The sequence below is a fragment of the Legionella anisa genome, from assembly GCF_001467525.1.
GTDB lineage: Bacteria > Pseudomonadota > Gammaproteobacteria > Legionellales > Legionellaceae > Legionella > Legionella anisa.
The window spans coordinates 372594-391896 of the sequence record NZ_LNXS01000054.1; the positions used below are offsets into that span (position 1 = coordinate 372594).

A 19303-nucleotide genomic window follows, 5' to 3' on the forward strand; every position below is an offset into this window, starting at 1 on the left:
TTAACGTGAGTATCTACCAATGAATTTTGTTTCCTATGCTCAGAATTTTGAAGATGTGATGCTTTGGCGAGCCCTAAAGCATATTAAAAATGGATTTTATGTTGATGTTGGAGCTAACGATCCCACTCATGATTCTGTTACCAGAGCATTTTATGAAAATGGGTGGACAGGAATTAATATAGAGCCTGTTTCGCAATGGTTTCAAAAGCTAAAAAAGGAAAGACATCGAGATATTAATCTTCAGGTTGCCGCTGGTGAAAAACAAGGTGAGATATTTTTTTATGAGTTGCCTAATACAGGTCTTTCTACCACCAACAAAACAATCGCTGAAAAACATGAAATTGAACATGGATACACTAAGATAGAAAGAAAAGTTCCAGTAATGATGCTTACTGAAATTATTTGTGAACATCGAATAAAACAAATTCATTTTCTTAAAATTGATGTTGAAGGGGCCGAAAAAAAGGTATTAGAGGGATTAGACCTTACAAAAATCCGTCCATGGATAGTTTTAGTGGAGTCAACACTTCCTAATACCCAAATAGAAGATTTTATAGAATGGGAAACTCTTTTACTCAATGCTGATTATGACTATGTATATTTTGATGGATTGAATCGTTTTTATATTGCTAAAGAACACGATAATTTGTCACATAATTTCAAAACACCACCCAATTACTTCGATGGGTTTTTAATGAGTGAAACTCAATCCTTTTGCCGTAATATGATGAATGAAAAAAATCAATTAAAAGCTGAGCTTATAGAAACAATTGAATTAAAAGAATATAAATCAAATGCCGAGAACCAAATTCACTCATTGACCACATGGCTCGCTGATGCCCGTCAAGAAGCAGCGGTTCTTCAAGAGTATAAAACAAATGCTGATGCTCAAATTCACTCATTGACCACATGGCTTACTGATGCCTGTCAAGAAGTAGAGGTTCTTCAAGAGTATAAAAAAAATGCGGATACCCAAATTCACTCATTGACCAAATGGCTTACCGATGCGCGTCAAGAAGTTGAAGTTCTTCAAGAGTATAAAAAAAATGCGGATGATCAAGTCCACTCATTGACCACATGGCTTACTGATGTGCGTCAAGAAGTTGAAGTTCTTCAAGAGTATAAAAAAAATGCGGATGCTCAAGTTCATTCATTGACCACATTGCTCACTGAAGCGCGTCAAGAAGTCACAAATGCTGATGCTAAAATTCAATTATTGACAGCTCAGCTAGCCGACGCACAGAACTTGCTCTCCTTACCGCTAATAAAAATTGCTCTTAAGGTTATCAACACAAGTAATAACCTTTTCACAAAAGTACAATTTTTTAAGGGAATTAAAAATGAAGCAAAAAAATAATTCGCCAAAAATTTCTATTGTGACCCCTTCATTTAACCAAGGCCCTTTTCTTCGACAGTGTATCGAGTCGGTACTTTCTCAAAATTATCCAAACTTAGAATATATTATTATTGATGGTGGATCCGATGATGATTCATTATCAATTATTCATGAGTTTGAGCCCTATCTTACGTATTGGGTCAGTGAGCCAGATAAAGGGCAAAGCGATGCAATAAATAAAGGATTCATGAAAGCATCTGGAGAGTTGGTTGCCTGGCTTAATTCTGATGATTATTATCTCCCTGGTGCGTTTGAAAAAGTGATCAATGCGTATCAAATCAATCCACACGCTCCCTTTTTTTTCGGAGATGGATTTCGAGTTTCAAAAACAGGGGAAGTATTGGCTCATTTCTTTCCCAAAAACAGTCTAACGTTTGACCGTCAAGCATTAGTTATGGGTTTGAATTATATTTTGCAACCTTCAACATTTATGAATCGCCATTGTTTAGAACAAATAGGATATCTTAATGTGGAATTAGAGTATGGAATGGATTCTGATCTGTGGATGCGTCTTTCAGCATTAGGCACCCCATATCCTATCGATGAGGTTTTGTCCGCAAGTCGAGAATATGCGGCTACTAAAACCTCTATGGGTTTATTCAAACGCATCGAAGAACTCCGACGTATCTCAATGCAACATTCTGGGTTAGAAATGACCCCTGGTGTTCTATGTTATCTGCTTGATACCTTGTATCAATTTGCAAAAAATAACGAAGAGATTTTTCCTGGATGGTATCAAGAAGACATCATCAAACTTTGGGAACGAACAGGAAAGTTGATGGCCCAATTTAATGTAAGAAGTGATGGGTTCCCCCAAAAATCGTCATAAGTCTTTTTTTCTTCAACATAAGATAAATCGATAGGCGTAAATTGTTCAATAATAGGCATATAGTGATAGTTAATGAATATATTAGATACAAAAATATCCGAAGTGAAAATTATAGAACCTCGTGTTTATGGTGATGAGCGTGGTTTTTTTTACGAATCATTTCAAGCTACTCGATACGCGGCATTACTTGGCATACACGATACTTTTGTTCAGGATAATTTATCGAGGTCGTGTAAAGGGGTTTTGCGAGGCTTACATTACCAATATCAACATGCCCAGGGAAAATTGGTTTCTGTTTTGGCTGGAGAAGTCTTTGATGTGGCTGTTGATATCAGGTTAGGCTCACCCACTTTTGGATTGTGGGTAGGTGTCATTCTTTCTGGAGAGAATAAGCGTCAGCTTTGGATTCCCAAAGGCTTTGCCCACGGGTTTTATGTTTTAAGCACTACCGCTGATTTTTTTTATAAATGCACGGATTTTTATCATCCAGAAAGTGAATTGTCGATTCATTATCAAGATCCAGAATTGGCTATCGATTGGCCTCTATCTGATGATGTGCAGCTCTCAGCAAAAGATATTCAAGCAAGCCCTTTGAACTTAATTGATCGCCAATTTCTGCCGAGATTTCTATGAAAATATTAATTATAGGGGCTAATGGTCAAGTTGGTTCAGAAATTATTCAGCTGTTTATGTCAACTGAACATCAAATTGTCCCTTTGACGAGAAAAGAATTGGACTGCGTTCATGTCAGTGAAGTGATCTCAACTCTTTCTTTGATTCAACCGGAACTGATTATTAATGCATCTGCCTATACGGCTGTAGATAAAGCTGAAGATGAAGTGATGTTGGCTCATAGGATTAATGAAGAGTTTGTGCGGCAGTTAGCCCTATATTGTGCGCAGAAGAAAATAGCCTTAATTCATTTGTCTACAGATTATGTTTTTGATGGTACTAAGAAAGGTGCTTACAGCGAAACAGATAGTACTCATCCTCAAGGTGTTTATGCTCAATCCAAATTAGCAGGCGAGCAAGCTATCACATCACTACTCAACGAGTATATTATTTTACGAGTGAGTTGGGTGTTCGGGGTTTATGGGGCTAATTTTGTAAAAACAATTTTAAAATTGGCTTCATCGAGAGAGGAGCTAAGTGTCGTTGCTGATCAATGGGGTAGGCCAACTGCAGCGCAAGATATTGCCAGAGTATTACTGGCGATTGTAGCGAAAATAAGTACGCCACCTTTTAATGATTGGGGCGTTTACCATTATGCTGGGGCGGGTGTAACTAACTGGTATGAGTTCTCATGTTTTTTCATTGACCTGGCTAAGAAAAAGGGAATGAGTTTGACGCTCTCTCATTTAAGGCCCATAAAATCGGAAGAGTATGTGACTAAAGCAAAAAGGCCAAAAAATTCAGTTTTAAATACAACAAAAATCGAACAAATATTAAATATTCAGTGCCGGAGTTGGAAGGATTATTTACCGGGAGTAGTGGAGCGTTTCATGGAGCAAAATATCTCATAACGACTCACTTGGCAAAATTCTACATCTGCCTATCAGTACATCAACTGCTCGATACCAAATTCGTCTTTTGTCATTTTTGCTCAATTAACTGAAGTAAATAAGTCCCATAACCATTTTTACTTAGTTTAAGACCAGTTTCTTTAAGCATTTCTGCGCTTATCCAATTGTTTTTATAAGCGATTTCTTCTAAGCAAGCGATTTTCAATCCTTGGCGATGTTCAATAGTTTGTACAAAAGAACTTGCGGCTAAAAGACTTTCAGGGGTACCAGTATCTAGCCAGGCGAATCCACGTCCAAGCAGTTCTACATGAAGATCCCCGCATTCAAGATAGAACTGATTAATACACGATATTTCCAATTCACCTCGATAGGATGGACGTATTTGTTTGGCAATGTTTATCACTTGATTATCATAAAAATAAAGTCCGGTTATTGCAAAATTTGATTTAGGATTGGTTGGCTTTTCTTCAATTGATATAGCCTTCATTTGATCGTCAAAAGAGACAACGCCAAAGTGTTCGGGGTCTTTTACTGGATAAGCAAAAATAGTGGCCCCTTTTTGACGTGCAGCAATTTCTTGCAGTTTTTTTGTAAATCCAAGCCCATAAAATATATTGTCACCTAATACCAAACACACATTATCTTGACCTATAAACTCTTCACCAATAATAAAGCCTTGGACTAAGCCATCTGGACTGGGTTGCAATGCATACTGTATTTTTATGCCAAATTGTTCCCCATTTCCTAAGATTCGTTGATATGCTGGGCGATCTTCTGGAGTGGTAATCACAAGAATTTCACGAATACCCGCTAACATTAGAACGGATAAGGGATAATAAATCATAGGCTTATCATAAATTGGAAGTAATTGTTTTGAGATACCCTGAGTTATAGGGTAAAGACGTGTACCAGAGCCTCCTGCGAGCACAATTCCTTTCATATGGGTAATTCCTTTTCAGTAACTCTTAATTGTTTTTTTTGTAGAACTTTGTTTAGCGTATTTTGGCACCAATTTTGATTATTTAGATACCATTCCACCGTTTTCCGCATTCCTGTTTCAAAAGTTTCTCTGGGCTTCCATCCTAATTCCCGATGAATTTTTGTTGCATCAATGGCATAACGCAGATCATGACCTGCTCGGTCTTTAACATACGTAATTAAATCTTTGTAAAAAGAAATATGTGGTGGTTTTTGGGGGACTAATTCTTCTAATAGATCGCATACTGTATGAACTACTTCAATATTTTGTTTCTCATTATTTCCGCCAATATTATAGGTAGAACCTATTACTCCATTTTTTAAAACCATGTAAAGAGCATGCACGTGATCATTGACATACAGCCAATCCCGAATTTGAGTTCCATTGCCATACACGGGTAAGTTTTTTCCAGCAAGTGCATTGAGAATTATAACCGGAATTAATTTTTCAGGATATTGATAAGGACCATAATTATTAGAGCAATTCGTTATTATTGTTGGTAATCCATAAGTTCGATGCCATGCCCTAACTAAATGATCGGAACTTGCCTTACTTGCTGAGTATGGAGAGCTGGGTGCATAAGGAGTTGTCTCAGTAAAGAATTCATTTTTATTTTCAAGATCGCCAAAAACTTCATCTGTAGAGATATGATGAAAACGAAATGATTGACGTTGTATTGTCGGCAATGATTGACAATAAACACGCGCGGCTTCAAGTAAGTTATAAGTCCCAATAATATTTGTTTGTATGAACTCAGCTGGCCCATCAATGGAGCGATCGACATGACTTTCTGCTGCTAAATGCATGATTGCATCTGGCTGAAATGTAGAAAAGAGATGATTTATTTGATCGTGGGAGCGAATGTCTACTTGTTGAAAAATATGACGTGGATTGTTGATGATGTGATGAAGCGAATCTAAATTTCCAGCATAGGTCAGTTTATCAACATTGATCACTGTATCCGTAGTACTCTCAATAAGATATCGAACGATTGCGGAACCAATAAAGCCCGCACCACCAGTAACTAGAATTTTCATTTTACTACCTTGTAAAACGTTCCTATTATCCCATCTCTAAGATATTTAAAGGTATTTATCTTATTGATTATTGCCATTATTCTCAATGCAAGAGGAAACTGTCAAGATTAAAATTATTTATCGCTTTATTGTTTCATTTCTTACGCTGAGGTTTCATCAAAATTTAGATAGATCTATATCTGCAGTATGTCCTAATGAGAGCATTTTGTTCAAAACTGCATGAATGTTTTTAAAAATGCTCCTTTACCTGATTTAAAAAATCGCCTAATCTTAAGCCAAGGAAAACTACCAACGGGTAGTTCGAGTCAAAATTTCAGCGTTTCAGGTTATCTATTTAGGAGAGTCATTCATGCGTAAATTAGTACTCTGGGGACATAGTGTTGATGAGTATCGTGAGATGTTTGATTTGTCTCAAGAGGATATGAATTCCAAGATTTTAGAATATGGATGTGGTCCCAGTGCAGTAAACGCCCAACAGTTTCAGGAAGCGCATCAAGCCGTAAGTTGTGATCCTTTGTTTGTTTTGGATAAAGATACATTATCCTCTAAGGCGGTTATGATTTTTGCACAAATGGCAGATGAAGTACGCCGAGAACAAGATCAATTTGATTTCAGTCGCACTGGAGGTTTAGAGCAATTGCTGGAGAACCGTCGTAATGGCATGAAAAAATTCTTTGCCGATTATGAGCAGGGTAAGGCTGAAGGACGATATTATGGTGCAGCAGATTACCATTTACCTTATCCAGATTTCTCTTTTGATTTTGCATTAAGTGCAAATTACTTGTTTGCTGATTTGGAAGATCAAACAGTCAAATTTCATGTAAATGTAATTCGTGAATTAGCAAGAGTAGCCAAAGAAGTAAGAATTTTTCCCTTAAATGACATGGAAGGTAAGACCTCTGAGTTTTTAGGTCCCGTATTGCTTGAATTACAAAAAGAAGGATATGGTGTAGAAATTAGAGAAGTAGATTATCATTTGCATCAGTCTGAAAATGCAATGCTGCGTGTTTGGGCGCAGAAATGTGATATTTAATTAATGTAGCCTGGGTGTAGCGAAGCGAAACTCAGGTTTTGTGTTAACTCTGAACCCCCTGGTTTCGCTTCACCCAGGCTACAAGGTTTTTTATGTATTCAATGTTACGTCCTTTACTTTTTACTATGGATCCTGAAAGTGCGCATACTTTTAGTTTATCTGCTTTACATTATGTACCTAAGTTTTGTTTTAAAAAGGCTAAGCCTAAACCTACTACAGCCTTAGGATTGCAATTTCCTCATGTTGTTGGTTTGGCAGCAGGTTTGGATAAAAACGGAGAACATTTGGATGCATTGGCCAAATTGGGTTTTTCCTTTATCGAATTAGGAACAGTTACACCAAGACCACAAATAGGTAATCCCAAACCACGATTATTTCGATTACCGGCGGCTGAAGCGATTATTAATCGCATGGGGTTTAATAACCAGGGTGTGGATGCTTTGATAGAGCATGTAAAAAAAGCACGTTATAAAGGAATCCTGGGCATTAATATCGGTAAAAATAAAGATACTTTGTTAGAGCATGCCGCAAATGATTACATTCATTGTTTGAGAAAAGTGTATGAATATGCTTCATATGTAACCATCAATATTTCTTCACCGAATACTCCGGATCTTCGCCAATTACAGCAGGAAGAGTATTTTGCCAATTTATTGTCGCAAATTCATGCTGAACAAATTAAATTATCCGATAAATTCCAGCGCCGTGTTCCCTTGGTGGTTAAAATATCACCAGATGAAGATCCGGAAACATTAAAGCAAATGACTGAAGTGATTTTGAATTATGGTATTGAAGGAATTATTGCAACGAATACAACTTGTTCTCGCAACGGAGTGTCTCATTTACCTTCTGCTGAAGAAACCGGAGGGCTAAGCGGAAAACCTGTGTGGGAGCTCTCTACTCAGTGTTTGCGTCTGCTAAAACAGTATGTAGGTAACGACGTAACTTTAATCGGAGTCGGAGGCATTGACAATTGCAGCAGTGCACAGGCGAAGTTGGATGCAGGTGCTTCATTAATCCAAGTGTATACGGGGTTGATTTACAAGGGGCCTGATTTGGTATATGAGTTAGCAAAAGGATTAAAATAAAAACAGTAGAGAAAGGAGTTCTGCACCTCATCTCTTCTGCCTAATGTGCTTTATGCGCGGTATCCAGGACGATGCATTCTACGGTTACAGTTATGGTTATGCTAAAAAACTGTCATCCCTGCATAGGCACACTACTGTCCGGTAAAAGGAAAAGGCAAGTAGGTTGGGTCATTTTGACCCAACAACTTAAGACGCTCGCCGAGGCCTCGATGAATTGGACGTGTGAATGAGAGTGCAATAGGTGATTGTGAGTTGTGTTTGTTGGGTCAACGACCCAACCTACTCGCTTAATTTGAGCTGTGAACTATTTTGATGGATGGATCCCTGCCTACGCAGGGATGACAGGCAGCAAATGACATTCTTTCTGGTTAAGTTTTGTGAGGATCTCTCTGGATTCGATGGGAACTATTTAAGATGAAATGTATTACTAAAGATCTGGCAGCACAAATGGAGTCTTGCATCAAGCAAACTCATATCGAAGTAACCGAGCAGTATCCTCAAGGAACGATATTGGAAATTAATGGAGGCGCTGCCTGTTTTTCAGGATTTGATTCATACTTGTCACAAGTAGTAGGGTGGGGATTTAATACAAAGTTTAAGCATTTTCAGTCTGAAATTGAATGCATAGAACAATTTTATAGGGCATTAAATCATAAACGAGTAGATATTGAATTATGTCCTTTTGTAGGAAATGAGCTCACCGCATTTTTAAGTCAGCGTGGTTATTGCATTAGTGAATTAAATAATGTCTCAGTCCTGGATTTAAAAACATATCAGCCGCGTGATTGCGTTGATCCTTTAACGATTAGAGAAATAAAATCGAGCGAAACGAAGGAGTGGGCCAAAAGAGTAGCTCTAGGCTTTGATGCTCCTGAGGCTGAAGATCAATTTTTTCGTTATGTACAATCTAAGGGGGTCAGTGCCTATGCTGTTTATGATAAAGAGGTCATTGTTGCTGGAGCAACACTTGCCATGCACGGCGATTTTTGTGATTTAGGGGTTACCAGTGCTTTACCGGCTTACCGAGGGAAAGGGTTGCAAAAAAAATTATTAATGGCTCGATTGAATACCGCAAAACAGCATGGATTGTCTTGGGCAACGGTTACAACAGAACCTGGAAGCGTTTCCGATTGTAACGTGCAAAAAGTAGGGTTTCATTGCGCTTATACACGAATCAAAATGACCTTGGAATGATGTTTATTGCCAATATGTAGCCTGGGCGCAGCGGCAGCGAACCTGGACTCGAATATTCGTTCACATCACCCACCCCGGGTTACGCTGCGCTGATCTAGGCGATCTATGTGTTATAAGGAATATTAGCACTTCCATGTAATAACAGTTACAATAACCCATTTTGCTTGAACTGCTTGAGTCATGAAAAAGAAACTTACTGTTAAAACCAGCATTTTATACAAACGGTTGTTAGCTTATGTGAAACCGTTTTGGCCCATACTGGCGTTAGGTATTTTTGCCAATATTTTGTATTCCCTGATTGACGCAGGTTTTACCTACATGATGCGCCCTTTTTTTGATAAAAGTTTTATTAATGTTGATATGGATTTTATTAAAAAAATTCCTTATATCATTCTAATCGGGATTACTTTGAGAGGGCTGGTCAGTTCCCTGGGTAGTTATTGCATGACTTGGGTTGCCCGATCTGTGGTTAAAATATTAAGGGAAAAAGTTTTTAACCATATTCTTCATTTGCCTGCTGATTTTTACGATGAAGCAACGTCAGGACAAATGCTTTCTAAAATTCTTTATGATGTAGAACAAGTAGCTCAGGTTAGTGCAGAGGCCCTGACAGATATTGTTCAAAATACGTGTTTAATTATAGGCTTTCTCACGGTCATGATGGTGATTTGCTGGCAATTATCCCTTATGTTTCTGTTAACCATTCCCTTTGTTGGTCTTATTGTGAACTACACCAATAAACGTGTGCGACGAATCAGTCATAAAGTACAAAAAACAATGGTCGAGGTGACTGAGATTGCGAGTGAAGCAATTGAGAGTTATAAAGTAGTGCGCATTTTTGGCGGTGCTGCTTATGAATCTGAAAAATTTACTAAAGCCATAGAGTATTCACGTCAGAACGACATGAAAGTCGCAGCAAGTAAAGCACTCAATGTCTCTGGGGTGCAAATTGTTATCGGTATAGGGATTGCTGCAATCATTGCGGCAGCCATTAAATTGTCTACGGTAGTGATTATTTCTGCAGGGTCTTTTTTAGCAATTATCGCGGCAATGATACAGTTAATTAAACCGATGAAAACCCTAACTACCCTAAATGCCGTAATACAAAAAGGCTTGGCCGGCGCAGAAAGTGTATTCAATATGTTGGATTTGCCTATAGAGCAAGAGCAAGGAATCGTTTTGTCTCAAAGAGCACAGGGTACTCTTGAGTTTAAGCACGTATCTTATGCTTATAGACAAGGGGATATAGTATTGCATGATGTAAGTTTTACGATTGAATCGGGTAAAACAGTGGCATTGGTAGGACATTCTGGGAGCGGTAAAACGACCATAGCCAGTTTATTACCCCGTTTTTATGAAGTAACTCAAGGTATGATTACTCTCGATAATATCCCCATCAACCAAATAAGTTTGGCCAGTTTACGTGAGCAAATGGCGTTGGTAAGCCAAAATGTGACGCTTTTTAATGATACGTTGGCTAATAATATTGCATATGGCCGCTCTGATGTAAGCCGACAACAAATCATACACGCCGCTAAAATGGCTTTTGCCGATGAGTTCATTAGTCGTTTACCCGAAGGATATGATACACGTGTTGGTGAGAATGGTGTGTTGCTTTCTGGGGGGCAGCGGCAAAGGATAGCGATTGCGCGTGCCATTTTGAAGAATGCGCCCATTTTAATTCTTGATGAGGCCACATCTGCGTTGGATAGTGAGTCAGAGCGATACATACAAATTGCTTTAGAAGAAGTAATGAAAAATCGAACGACTATCGTCATTGCGCACCGTTTATCGACGATTAAACATGCAGATAAAATTATTGTAATGCAACACGGATGCATTGTGGAACAAGGCACCCACCAAGAATTACTTGACTTACAAGGATATTACGCACAGCTTCAGGGCATACAACACTCAGATACAATTCATGAGGATGCAATAGTCTGATGCCTTCTTTCCTAGAGAAACTATGGTATGGTCCTCATCACCCACTACAATGGATATTGCGTCCGTTGTCTTGGGGCTATTCCGCGATTGTTTCTGCCAGACGCTATTTTCTGCAACGTTTTAGTCAAATAAGTTGCCCGGTTCCTCTCATTGTTGTGGGTAATATAACAGTTGGGGGAGTGGGTAAAACCCCTTTGGTTATTGAATTGGCCAAGAGAATACAACAAAAAGGATTAAGGGTTGGCATTGTAAGTCGTGGTTATGGTGCAGCAATAAAGCAATTTCCCTATGAAGTTCGAGCCAATGATTCTGCTCTGAAAGTTGGAGATGAACCCTTACTATTAGCACAAAAAACCAAATGCCCCGTAGTGATTGCACCCAAGCGAACCCAGGCTGTACGCTATCTTTTAGAAAAGCATCAAAGCCAAATCATTATTAGCGATGATGGATTACAGCATTACCGTATGGGCCGAGCTATTGAAATTGCTGTTGTTGATGGGACCCGAGGATTAGGGAATGGTTTGTGTTTACCGGCAGGGCCACTAAGAGAGTCTGCTATGCGCCTGGAACAGGTTGATTTTATTGTGGTCAATGAAGGTAAGTGGAACAATGCATATCCTATGAAATTAAAACCTGGAAAAATTAAAAAATTAAGTACGGATGAGGAAATTGATACGCATGCATTGCCTGGAAAATGGGAAGCGATTGCCGCAATTGGTAATCCTCAACGTTTTTATTCCACTTTGTTGCAATTAGGGATAGAATTCGACAGCTGTTCTTATCCTGATCATTATCAGTTTAAGCCAGATGATTTGAATTATTCCAAATCACCAATTATTATGACGGAAAAAGATGCAGTGAAATGCCGATCATTTAGTTCGGATAGCATGCATTATTTACCTGTAGACGCTGTATTGGATGATGCATTTTGGGACGCATTGTGGTTACATCAACAGTTAAAAGGTTATTGCTGATTATGTTTGCTTGGATTCGCTGTTTTTTATTTTTAATAATATTCCACACAAGTACAGGATTGTTTGCATCTGAAGTAGAGCCCATGCCACAACCGGTACAATCCATCGAACCAACCATAGGAAGTTGGACTTTTTCCGGTATGGTGAAAAATGAGAGCGGGGATAAATACGGCTATTTTTTTGAAATGCAACGTCAAGGCTCCGATTTCCAAACTAAAGCCGCTTTAATTGATGGACAAACAAAGCAATTGGTATTTTTTTACGAAGGTAAAGAAAAAATAGAACAATCAACACCACTGGATTGGCATGTCGGTTATTCTTTTATTCGTTTCAATCCGATTAATGACAGCTGGATTTTTGGTGTTAAAGCAGCGGACAAAAAAGGATTTAATTTCAAGGTGGACATGTTGAAACAGGCAAACAAGGACAATGAAACTTTGGTTTTGCGTCCAGGAGTAAAATTTGCAGTATTACAGACAAGCCAGCTTAATGGACATTTACGTATCGATGATAAAGAGCAATTTGTTACAGGGAATAAAGCCTGGTTCGGCAAGTTGGTATTAAACAATGATCAGAAAGACGCGCATGAGATTAGCACAACTTTTTGTCGTTTAAATGATGATAATGGATTTTTCTCTGCAAATCTTAAAGAAAAGGATGCAACCAGCGCGGCTGTTGCAGGTTGGCGTGATCCTTTGGGTAATAAAGTCAAAATGTCTCAATTTGTTTCATTAAAGCCTTTAAAAGATGATCAGTGCATGCTGAGTATCGGCTTGCCTAAATTGCATTTAACATTGATTAATACTCTGAAAGTCAACGATCCGTCCTCACATACAGTTGCGGGATTCGCTAAAGACAGTCGTGGAGGGTTTTGTTATGTTACTCAGCAATCATTTTTGAAAAATACTGAATTAGCTGTAAATAATATCAAGTTAAACGCTTGATTTTATGGAAACCTATGGATTCGTAGCCTGGGTGTAGCGTAGCGTAACCCAGGTTTTATATTTCTTAATCCCGGGTTATGCTACGCTGCACCCAGGCTACGAGAATGGCGAGATGTTCATTTCATACTCAGGCAATATCCTAAGAAAGCACTATCGTTTGTTCTTGATTGCCAACAGTACCTACTTCTGGTTGAGATACTATTTCTTGATCCTTGCTCTTGCGGCTTGAAGCTTCAGCGCCGTTCATTACATTTAATTTTTTCGTTACTTCAGGAGGCAAAGCAAGCTCTGAAGGATCTGCTTTTTTACGAGGTTCTCCTCCTACATTTAATGTCCCCATCATTCTTTTATGCGAATTAGGCTGTTCCAGATGAGGGTCTAATTTTTCTTCTAACTGCCGAGCTAATTTAGGGTTAAAAACCCACATAGCATCGGCGAGAGCAGGAATACACATATTAGGCTCATCATTGACCCACCAACCTAAATCGGTCATCGCCTCACGTACCAGGTCTGCCTGCTTGTTATGTTTATCGAGTGCATAACACAATAGGGTAATAAGTGCTTTTTCTGGCACACTATAATCAATAGGAAGTTCTTTATTCCGACTCAAAAATTTAAACCAAGTGCCTTCCAATTTTTCATGATATTTTTGTTGAAATATATCACACAAATGTTTTGTGCTTTGCTCTTTTGGCGCTGATAGCTTATATTGACCCAGGGCTTCTTTACTTTTGTAAAATTCAGACATCAGCAAGGCATGCATGGTAGCAGTTGGATGAACATCATCCCAAAACATATGCTTCATGCCTGGAGATGTTCCATCAGGATTTATTTTATAATCTGGTGAGTCTTTATAAGCTTCTTTTAGTTTTGTGGCATCAAAGAACTTATTGTATTTTGATTGCTTACCATTCTTTTCAACATCAGTATAAATCCCACTAAAGACAGTATTGATATCAAAAAGATCAATGGAAAAATCAGAGTGCTCTTTTGATAAGTCATCCTTTAGGTCTTGGAGCTTGGTTTTTAATTGCTTATTATAATATTCTGCTATTTCGTGAGCTTGATTCTCTTTAGAGGTACCCTTAAACCGTGGGGTTAATGACAAATCAGGCAAATTACATAGAACAATATTTTTATAGCCTTGTTTAATTAATTTCTCAATATTCTCAAGATTACTTTTTATAGCAAGATCAGCAGCTTCTTTTGTTGGTCCTGCATTAACTGTAATTAAATCATTGGCTCCAGAAAATACGGTAATCAGGGTCTTTTCTTTTTCGTCGGAAATTTCTTGTTTCTCAACGTCCTCTAAGAATTGATTCACTTGCTTGGTCAAGTTGGATACCATTAAGCGAGTGAAAAAAAGCTTTATCGAAGTAAACGGAGAAAGAATGGAAAGAAAAAGACCACTCCAACTGTAATCGTGGGATGTTGCACCACCTTGGGCGTAATTTGCAAAGAAATTTTGTCCGTTGTATTGAGCAGTACGGCCATTATCGAGCGAATAATATTCCTCAATATCTTTTCTATAACGAGGATCTGTTATTACTTGGTCAGATATATCATCAGAAGATTCCCGTAGAGTAGGGGGTTCTGTTATTACCTGATCGGATATATCATCAGAGGATTGTCGCAGAGTAGGAGCTTTTAAAAGTCCTCTTTTTCTCTGAATAGTATCACGTTGAACATTCGTTTTATGTCGATGCGCAATTACAACATCGGCTATATCCGTATTATCTACTATGTGTCTGTGATTTATTGGATCCTCTGTTGTAAATAAATGTCCTTCTTCTCTAGCTTCTATTCGCCTTTTACGTTTTACCTCTCTTATTTCTGAGCTAATTTCATCCTCAGTATATCTATCTTTTTTTTGAGGTGGTTGATAAAGAACATCATCTCCTATATCCGCATTATTCAGGTTATATCTTCCAAAACGACGCGTAGAATCTTTTCTTATTTTATCATCATTAAGAAATTTGCTGATCAGAGTAGCTCTAAGCACATCTGCCCAGGTATAACCATTGGTGAAGCGATCTTTAGGAGACTTATCCAATCCTAATGTTTTTTGCCATAATCTGTTGATCCATGGGCCTAGAAATGAAAACTTCTCACCCATGTTGTCACCGTCGGAAAGGCTGTCGCCTAATACGACAAAGTGGGTTATTTCTTTTTTGGAAGGTTTTTTATGGATTATTTTGTCATTTGCCATATAAAATAATTGCATACTGATCAATAAATGTATATTTTATAGGTAAATTATTAAGGTTTTATTAATCAAAGTATAAGTACGGCGGGAAAGAAAAGTAAAAAAGAGAAAAGATAACTATTGGACGTACCTACATCTCTTTTTCCGGGAGAAATTGGGATAAAACGCTGGCGATTACTAATGCAGCTGGAATGATTAAAAGTGTAAGTTGATAATTTCCTAAGGTATAGCTATTTGTATTGCCTTTGGCGCAGTCAAGTAAATAACCTACAAGCGGCTGTAATAGTGGGGCAGTGGCCATAGCTAAGGTATTGGTGAAACCCGTACAGGCAGAGAGTGATTCGGGCGGCGCCAGTTCATTTGCGATAGTAAAGGCAAGCATATATGCGCCACAACACAGTCCAATTGCAAACAACATAATTCCAACAAGCAGCATGTTTTGTATTGGTAAGTAAAGAACAAGGATGAATAAAATGGCAGTTGATAAACATGAAATATGGATTAGCGGCTTGCGTCGAGGCAGTTTTATGGAGAGCCAACCATAAATGGGACAACTTAACCCAGCCCCCAACAAGATCATTGATGTAAGAATACTGGCACATTCTAGAGAGCACTCCAATTTTAACTGGAGAAAAGGTACAGCCCACATTGCAGCAAAAACAGTAATAACCGAAAACTCTAATCCGACAAATAACCCATTAAACCATACCAATTTATTCTTTAACATATGCACCAAATGCTTTTTATACTGCTGATAATCATTGATTACAGGTTTGTTACTGGGAATAAAAGCGGCACATAAAACAGCAATTAAAAGACCAACGGCTCCGGATCCTGCAAGAAAATAATGCCAGCTAATACGACTTATCTGGGATCCCATTCCAATCATGCTCACTACAGTAACAGTAAATCCTAAGGTTTCGGTGAGTCCGATCATAAAAGCATAGTGTTTTAGAGGGTAATGTTGGCGCAGTATTCGTGTCATACCCACAAACGCAAAAGCGGAACCGCCGCCGATAATCAGTCGACCAAGAAATAACACAAATAAGTTATTTCCTATAGAAAATAATAGGCAACCCAAAGCACACACGAATGCGTTTAAGGACATTAAGGTGCGTGTATTAAATCGATCAAAAAGAAGCCCTACAGGAATTTGCATTGTGGTGTAGACATAATAAAAGGCACTACTTAATAGGCCGGCAGTGAATGCAGTGAGTTGTTTCTCATGCATTATGGCGCCAATAACAATTCCGGAAGATAATTGCAAAAAAAATTGGAATAATAGAAAAAATACGCCGACTAACCATATGGTGGTTCTTGAGGATTTGCATGAATGGATTGAGGCTAATAAATTCATTAATTCTGTTTCGACAAAAAGGCGAAATATATAGCATCATGGAGAAAGTGTAAATTTATTTTAAAAAATGAGAGCACTCATTGTAGATTGTAGCCTGGGTGCAGCGCAGCGGAACCCGGGATCAAGACGTTTATACTCTCCCCAACCCCGGGTTCCGCTGCGCTGCACCCAGGCTACAAAGAAGGCTACAAATACAACCAGTCATTAATTTTATCTAATGGAAATGAATGATAGGCACACCAACGTTGAATAATACTTTGATCTAACGTTGAGGATATTCCGTGCACCCCAGGCGTCAGGTTTTCTTTCAGAAACGTTAATGCGACAAGGTTATGGATATAAAATTCAGGATCGATGTATTTCATTGGTGTGGGATCATCGAGTACAAAATTAACTGGCATTTTATGATTTAAGACTTCTTCATCACTAAAATGAGGGCCGAATTCATCATAGACCCCTAAATTCGCCAGAATTTTTCCACTAAACCAGGAGTGAGGGTAATCATTCATAATTGCTTTTTTTCCGGTTGCGGTAACAACCACGTTCGCTTCGATTAATGCACGCTCCAGTGCGCTGAAATCCTGAGGATCGATCGCTTTGATACCCAAATTTTGTGCTAAATTTCGTTGTTTTTCATTAGGATCGACAACAATAACAGGAACTTTATTTTGGTTGCAAAAATAGGCGAGTCCGCGTCCAATCTTTCCAAAACCAAATATAATCCATGATGTTTCTGTTGGATTGATTCCTGTCAATTGAGCCAGAGCCATATGACTGCTTTCAGCACATCCAAAAACTGTTTCGAGTTGTTTGGTCAATGTGCGATCCACACTAATTACAGGAAAGTTAAGCGTTTGTTGTCGATAAAATTGATCCCCAGAACCCGTTAGTTCAATTGCGCCAATTTTTGGTTTTCCCAAAAATTGATACAGCTGAGCGCCACAATCAAAATAAAGATCAAATGTTTCACCGACAAGTGAGTGTGGATCTTCTACATAACGAATTTTTGCTTCATTCAAGGAGGATACTGCGTGCGGGTGAGCATAACAAAAGTCTGTAGGATTTGTGACGGTAACTTCAGCACCTGCTTCAAGTAAGCATGCTATTTTTAATAAAGTATTTGTTACTACAGGAACATGATGGATCACGCGTAATCCAGTCAGGGGACGTGCAGCACTCCATTCGGCGAGTTGTTCATACATAAAAGGAGCTTCAGCCTGCGGGTATTTTTGAAAAAATTTTTTTAGTGCGTCCTGCATCTTGATATAACAAAGAGTAAAGAATCTCTCATGCTAGCATAATTTATTCATGCAGAATATTTCCCAAAAAAAATAAATATGAATCTGGGTAGCAACTCATTAATGCGATGCTTCCAAAATAATTTCATGTGCGGGGGAACGTAAATTGTAATGAGAGCTCATACAGTGTCCGTAGGCACCAGTATTAGCAATTAAAATGATATCTCCTTCATCTGTAGTAGGCAGTAAACGATCATATCCCAGAGTATCGCCTGATTCACAAATTGGACCTACCACATGTGAGAAACCAGATTTTTCTGAGTACAACCGACTTAAATTGACAATTTCGTGATAAGCACCATATAAAGAGGGCCTAATTAATGAATTCATCCCCGTCTCAATTCCTATAAATTTTACTTCGCCTTTTTCTTTACATTGTGTGACTTTTGCCAGGATGACACCGCTTTCGGCAACAAAAAAGCGACCAGGCTCCATCCAGAATTTTAAATGAGGGTAATGTGATTTTACTGCCAATAATCGGGCATCGAGTTTCTTGAGATCCAAGGGTTTTTGTCCTGGCTTTTCAACAATACCTAAGCCGCCGCCTAAGTTAATGAATTGTGTATTAGGGAATTGCTTAATGAGCGACGTGAGTATTAAAGCAGTTTGTTCCCAAAGTTCAGGGGTAAGAATCCCACTTCCTGAATGCGAGTGTAAACCGATGACACGGATATTATTTTCCTGGGTTAAAGTTTTAAGTTGTTCTATATTTTGTTGGTCAATGCCAAACTTTGATTCATTTCCCCCTGTCACGACGTGTTTGTGATGACCGGCACCTGCACCTGGGTCAATACGCACGATAATGTCGCGGTTTTGAAACAGCTCAGTCCAGTGTGTTAAAGGATACACATTATCTATTGTCACATAACAACCTAAATTCATTGCAAATTCATATTCTGTTTTGGGTGCAAAATTGGGGGTAAATAAAATTCTTTTTTTGTCTATATTTGGAAATAAGTCTGATATTCGTTTTAATTCCTGAAGCGAAACACATTCAAAACCAATACCTTCTTTTTCCAATGTTTTTAAAATGGAAGGATGGGAGTTGGCTTTAATTGCATAAAATAAAGTGTCGATTGATTCTAGGCTTAGTAATTGTTTTGCCTGAGCCATTTGTGTTGCAGAGTGATAGACATAACAGGGTGATTGTGTTTCTGCGATTGCAAGCAAGGCTTCTCGCTCAGTTTGCCACCAAGGGGTAGGGCGAGTTACTTTTTTTTCTGGCTTTTGGGGATGAAAAACTTTTTCCAATTGAATGATAAAATTATCCAGAATTGGATTATCTCCAAGTAGATAATCATCAGGTATGCTGCATAATTGTTCAAATGCTTCAAAAAATTGATCTGTTCTATTTTCCAAAGCATAGTGTTCATATAAGTCGGTCAATCCAGAATAAGCTATTGATTTATTTAATTTAACATCCTTATTGGACTTTTGGTAGAGGCATAAGGTGAGCGCATCAATAATTCGGCTATTTTGGGACATTATGAGCTCATGA

Annotated in this window: 15 protein-coding genes and 1 pseudogene; 10 read left to right on the forward strand and 6 right to left on the reverse strand. The window is 38.4% G+C overall.

Features of this window, described 5'->3' with window-relative positions; genetic code table 11:
• Positions 1–19: 19 nt before the first annotated feature.
• The 4 genes from Lani_RS18075 (at position 20) to rfbD (ending at position 3748) form a co-directional block, all read left to right on the forward strand.
• Complete coding sequence (locus Lani_RS18075) at positions 20–1357, forward strand: FkbM family methyltransferase (RefSeq protein WP_019233258.1); 1338 nt, start codon at positions 20–22, stop codon at positions 1355–1357.
• Positions 1341–2225, forward strand: a complete 885-nt coding sequence (locus Lani_RS20995) for a glycosyltransferase family 2 protein (RefSeq protein ID WP_058388741.1) — start codon at positions 1341–1343, stop codon at positions 2223–2225. Before Lani_RS18075 ends, Lani_RS20995 begins: the two co-directional genes overlap by 17 nt.
• Before the next feature lie 72 nt (positions 2226–2297).
• Positions 2298–2858, forward strand: coding sequence for a dTDP-4-dehydrorhamnose 3,5-epimerase (rfbC, locus tag Lani_RS18085; protein WP_019233252.1), 561 nt, complete (start codon positions 2298–2300; stop codon positions 2856–2858).
• Positions 2855–3748: a dTDP-4-dehydrorhamnose reductase gene (gene rfbD / locus Lani_RS18090; protein ID WP_019233251.1), complete on the forward strand. Its 894-nt coding sequence runs from the start codon at positions 2855–2857 to the stop codon at positions 3746–3748. The genes rfbC and rfbD overlap by 4 nt, the downstream gene beginning before the upstream one ends.
• A 70-nt stretch (positions 3749–3818) precedes the next feature.
• Here rfbD and rfbA read toward each other — a convergent pair whose 3' ends face one another.
• Entirely contained in the window at positions 3819–4688 is an 870-nt protein-coding gene (gene rfbA / locus Lani_RS18095; RefSeq protein WP_019233250.1) for a glucose-1-phosphate thymidylyltransferase RfbA, read from the reverse strand.
• Positions 4685–5764 (reverse strand): dTDP-glucose 4,6-dehydratase, encoded by a 1080-nt coding sequence (rfbB, locus tag Lani_RS18100; protein WP_019233249.1) that lies wholly within the window; start codon positions 5762–5764, stop codon positions 4685–4687. The genes rfbA and rfbB overlap by 4 nt, the downstream gene beginning before the upstream one ends.
• Before the next feature lie 349 nt (positions 5765–6113).
• Between rfbB and Lani_RS18105 the strand changes: the two genes are divergently transcribed.
• The 6 genes from Lani_RS18105 (at position 6114) to Lani_RS18130 (ending at position 12944) form a co-directional block, all read left to right on the forward strand.
• Entirely contained in the window at positions 6114–6797 is a 684-nt protein-coding gene (locus Lani_RS18105) for a hypothetical protein (RefSeq protein WP_058388742.1), read from the forward strand.
• 92 nt (positions 6798–6889) lie between these two features.
• A complete protein-coding gene (locus Lani_RS18110) occupies positions 6890–7885 on the forward strand; it encodes a quinone-dependent dihydroorotate dehydrogenase (protein WP_019233247.1) in 996 nt (331 codons plus the stop codon).
• A 414-nt stretch (positions 7886–8299) separates the two neighbouring features.
• Positions 8300–9079 (forward strand): GNAT family N-acetyltransferase, encoded by a 780-nt coding sequence (locus Lani_RS18115; protein ID WP_019233246.1) that lies wholly within the window; start codon positions 8300–8302, stop codon positions 9077–9079.
• Between the two features lie 180 nt (positions 9080–9259).
• Positions 9260–11026, forward strand: a complete 1767-nt coding sequence (gene msbA, locus Lani_RS18120) for a lipid A export permease/ATP-binding protein MsbA (RefSeq protein WP_019233245.1) — start codon at positions 9260–9262, stop codon at positions 11024–11026.
• A complete protein-coding gene (lpxK, locus tag Lani_RS18125) occupies positions 11026–12000 on the forward strand; it encodes a tetraacyldisaccharide 4'-kinase (protein ID WP_019233244.1) in 975 nt (324 codons plus the stop codon). Before msbA ends, lpxK begins: the two co-directional genes overlap by 1 nt.
• 2 nt (positions 12001–12002) lie before the next feature.
• Positions 12003–12944 carry a hypothetical protein gene (locus Lani_RS18130; RefSeq protein ID WP_019233243.1) on the forward strand — a complete coding sequence of 314 codons (942 nt, stop codon included), beginning with the start codon at positions 12003–12005 and terminating at the stop codon, positions 12942–12944.
• 139 nt (positions 12945–13083) lie between these two features.
• On the opposite strand, the gene Lani_RS18135 is transcribed toward Lani_RS18130, so the two are convergent.
• The 4 genes and pseudogenes from Lani_RS18135 to lysA form a co-directional block, all read right to left on the reverse strand.
• Complete coding sequence (locus Lani_RS18135) at positions 13084–15168, reverse strand: SGNH/GDSL hydrolase family protein (protein ID WP_019233242.1); 2085 nt, start codon at positions 15166–15168, stop codon at positions 13084–13086.
• Positions 15169–15280: 112 nt separating this feature from the next.
• Positions 15281–16507 (reverse strand): MFS transporter, encoded by a 1227-nt coding sequence (locus Lani_RS18140; protein WP_019233241.1) that lies wholly within the window; start codon positions 16505–16507, stop codon positions 15281–15283.
• A gap of 185 nt (positions 16508–16692) precedes the next feature.
• Entirely contained in the window at positions 16693–17766 is a 1074-nt protein-coding gene (locus Lani_RS18145) for an NAD-binding protein (RefSeq protein WP_019233240.1), read from the reverse strand.
• Between the two features lie 99 nt (positions 17767–17865).
• A pseudogene (gene lysA, locus Lani_RS18150) lies at positions 17866–19011 on the reverse strand (diaminopimelate decarboxylase); the annotation flags it as partial.
• Positions 19012–19303: the final 292 nt, after the last annotated feature.

What these genes read in the sequence shown, in the direction of transcription:
- Lani_RS18075 (WP_019233258.1), top strand. Translation starts at nt 20, where the DNA reads ATGAATTTTGTTTCCTATGCTCAGAATTTTGAAGATGTGATGCTTTGG.
- Lani_RS20995 (WP_058388741.1), top strand. Translation starts at nt 1,341, where the DNA reads ATGAAGCAAAAAAATAATTCGCCAAAAATTTCTATTGTGACCCCTTCA.
- rfbC (WP_019233252.1), top strand. Translation starts at nt 2,298, where the DNA reads ATGAATATATTAGATACAAAAATATCCGAAGTGAAAATTATAGAACCT.
- rfbD (WP_019233251.1), top strand. Translation starts at nt 2,855, where the DNA reads ATGAAAATATTAATTATAGGGGCTAATGGTCAAGTTGGTTCAGAAATT.
- rfbA (WP_019233250.1), bottom strand. Translation starts at nt 4,688, where the DNA reads ATGAAAGGAATTGTGCTCGCAGGAGGCTCTGGTACACGTCTTTACCCT.
- rfbB (WP_019233249.1), bottom strand. Translation starts at nt 5,764, where the DNA reads ATGAAAATTCTAGTTACTGGTGGTGCGGGCTTTATTGGTTCCGCAATC.
- Lani_RS18105 (WP_058388742.1), top strand. Translation starts at nt 6,114, where the DNA reads ATGCGTAAATTAGTACTCTGGGGACATAGTGTTGATGAGTATCGTGAG.
- Lani_RS18110 (WP_019233247.1), top strand. Translation starts at nt 6,890, where the DNA reads ATGTATTCAATGTTACGTCCTTTACTTTTTACTATGGATCCTGAAAGT.
- Lani_RS18115 (WP_019233246.1), top strand. Translation starts at nt 8,300, where the DNA reads ATGAAATGTATTACTAAAGATCTGGCAGCACAAATGGAGTCTTGCATC.
- msbA (WP_019233245.1), top strand. Translation starts at nt 9,260, where the DNA reads ATGAAAAAGAAACTTACTGTTAAAACCAGCATTTTATACAAACGGTTG.
- lpxK (WP_019233244.1), top strand. Translation starts at nt 11,026, where the DNA reads ATGCCTTCTTTCCTAGAGAAACTATGGTATGGTCCTCATCACCCACTA.
- Lani_RS18130 (WP_019233243.1), top strand. Translation starts at nt 12,003, where the DNA reads ATGTTTGCTTGGATTCGCTGTTTTTTATTTTTAATAATATTCCACACA.
- Lani_RS18135 (WP_019233242.1), bottom strand. Translation starts at nt 15,168, where the DNA reads ATGCAATTATTTTATATGGCAAATGACAAAATAATCCATAAAAAACCT.
- Lani_RS18140 (WP_019233241.1), bottom strand. Translation starts at nt 16,507, where the DNA reads ATGAATTTATTAGCCTCAATCCATTCATGCAAATCCTCAAGAACCACC.
- Lani_RS18145 (WP_019233240.1), bottom strand. Translation starts at nt 17,766, where the DNA reads ATGCAGGACGCACTAAAAAAATTTTTTCAAAAATACCCGCAGGCTGAA.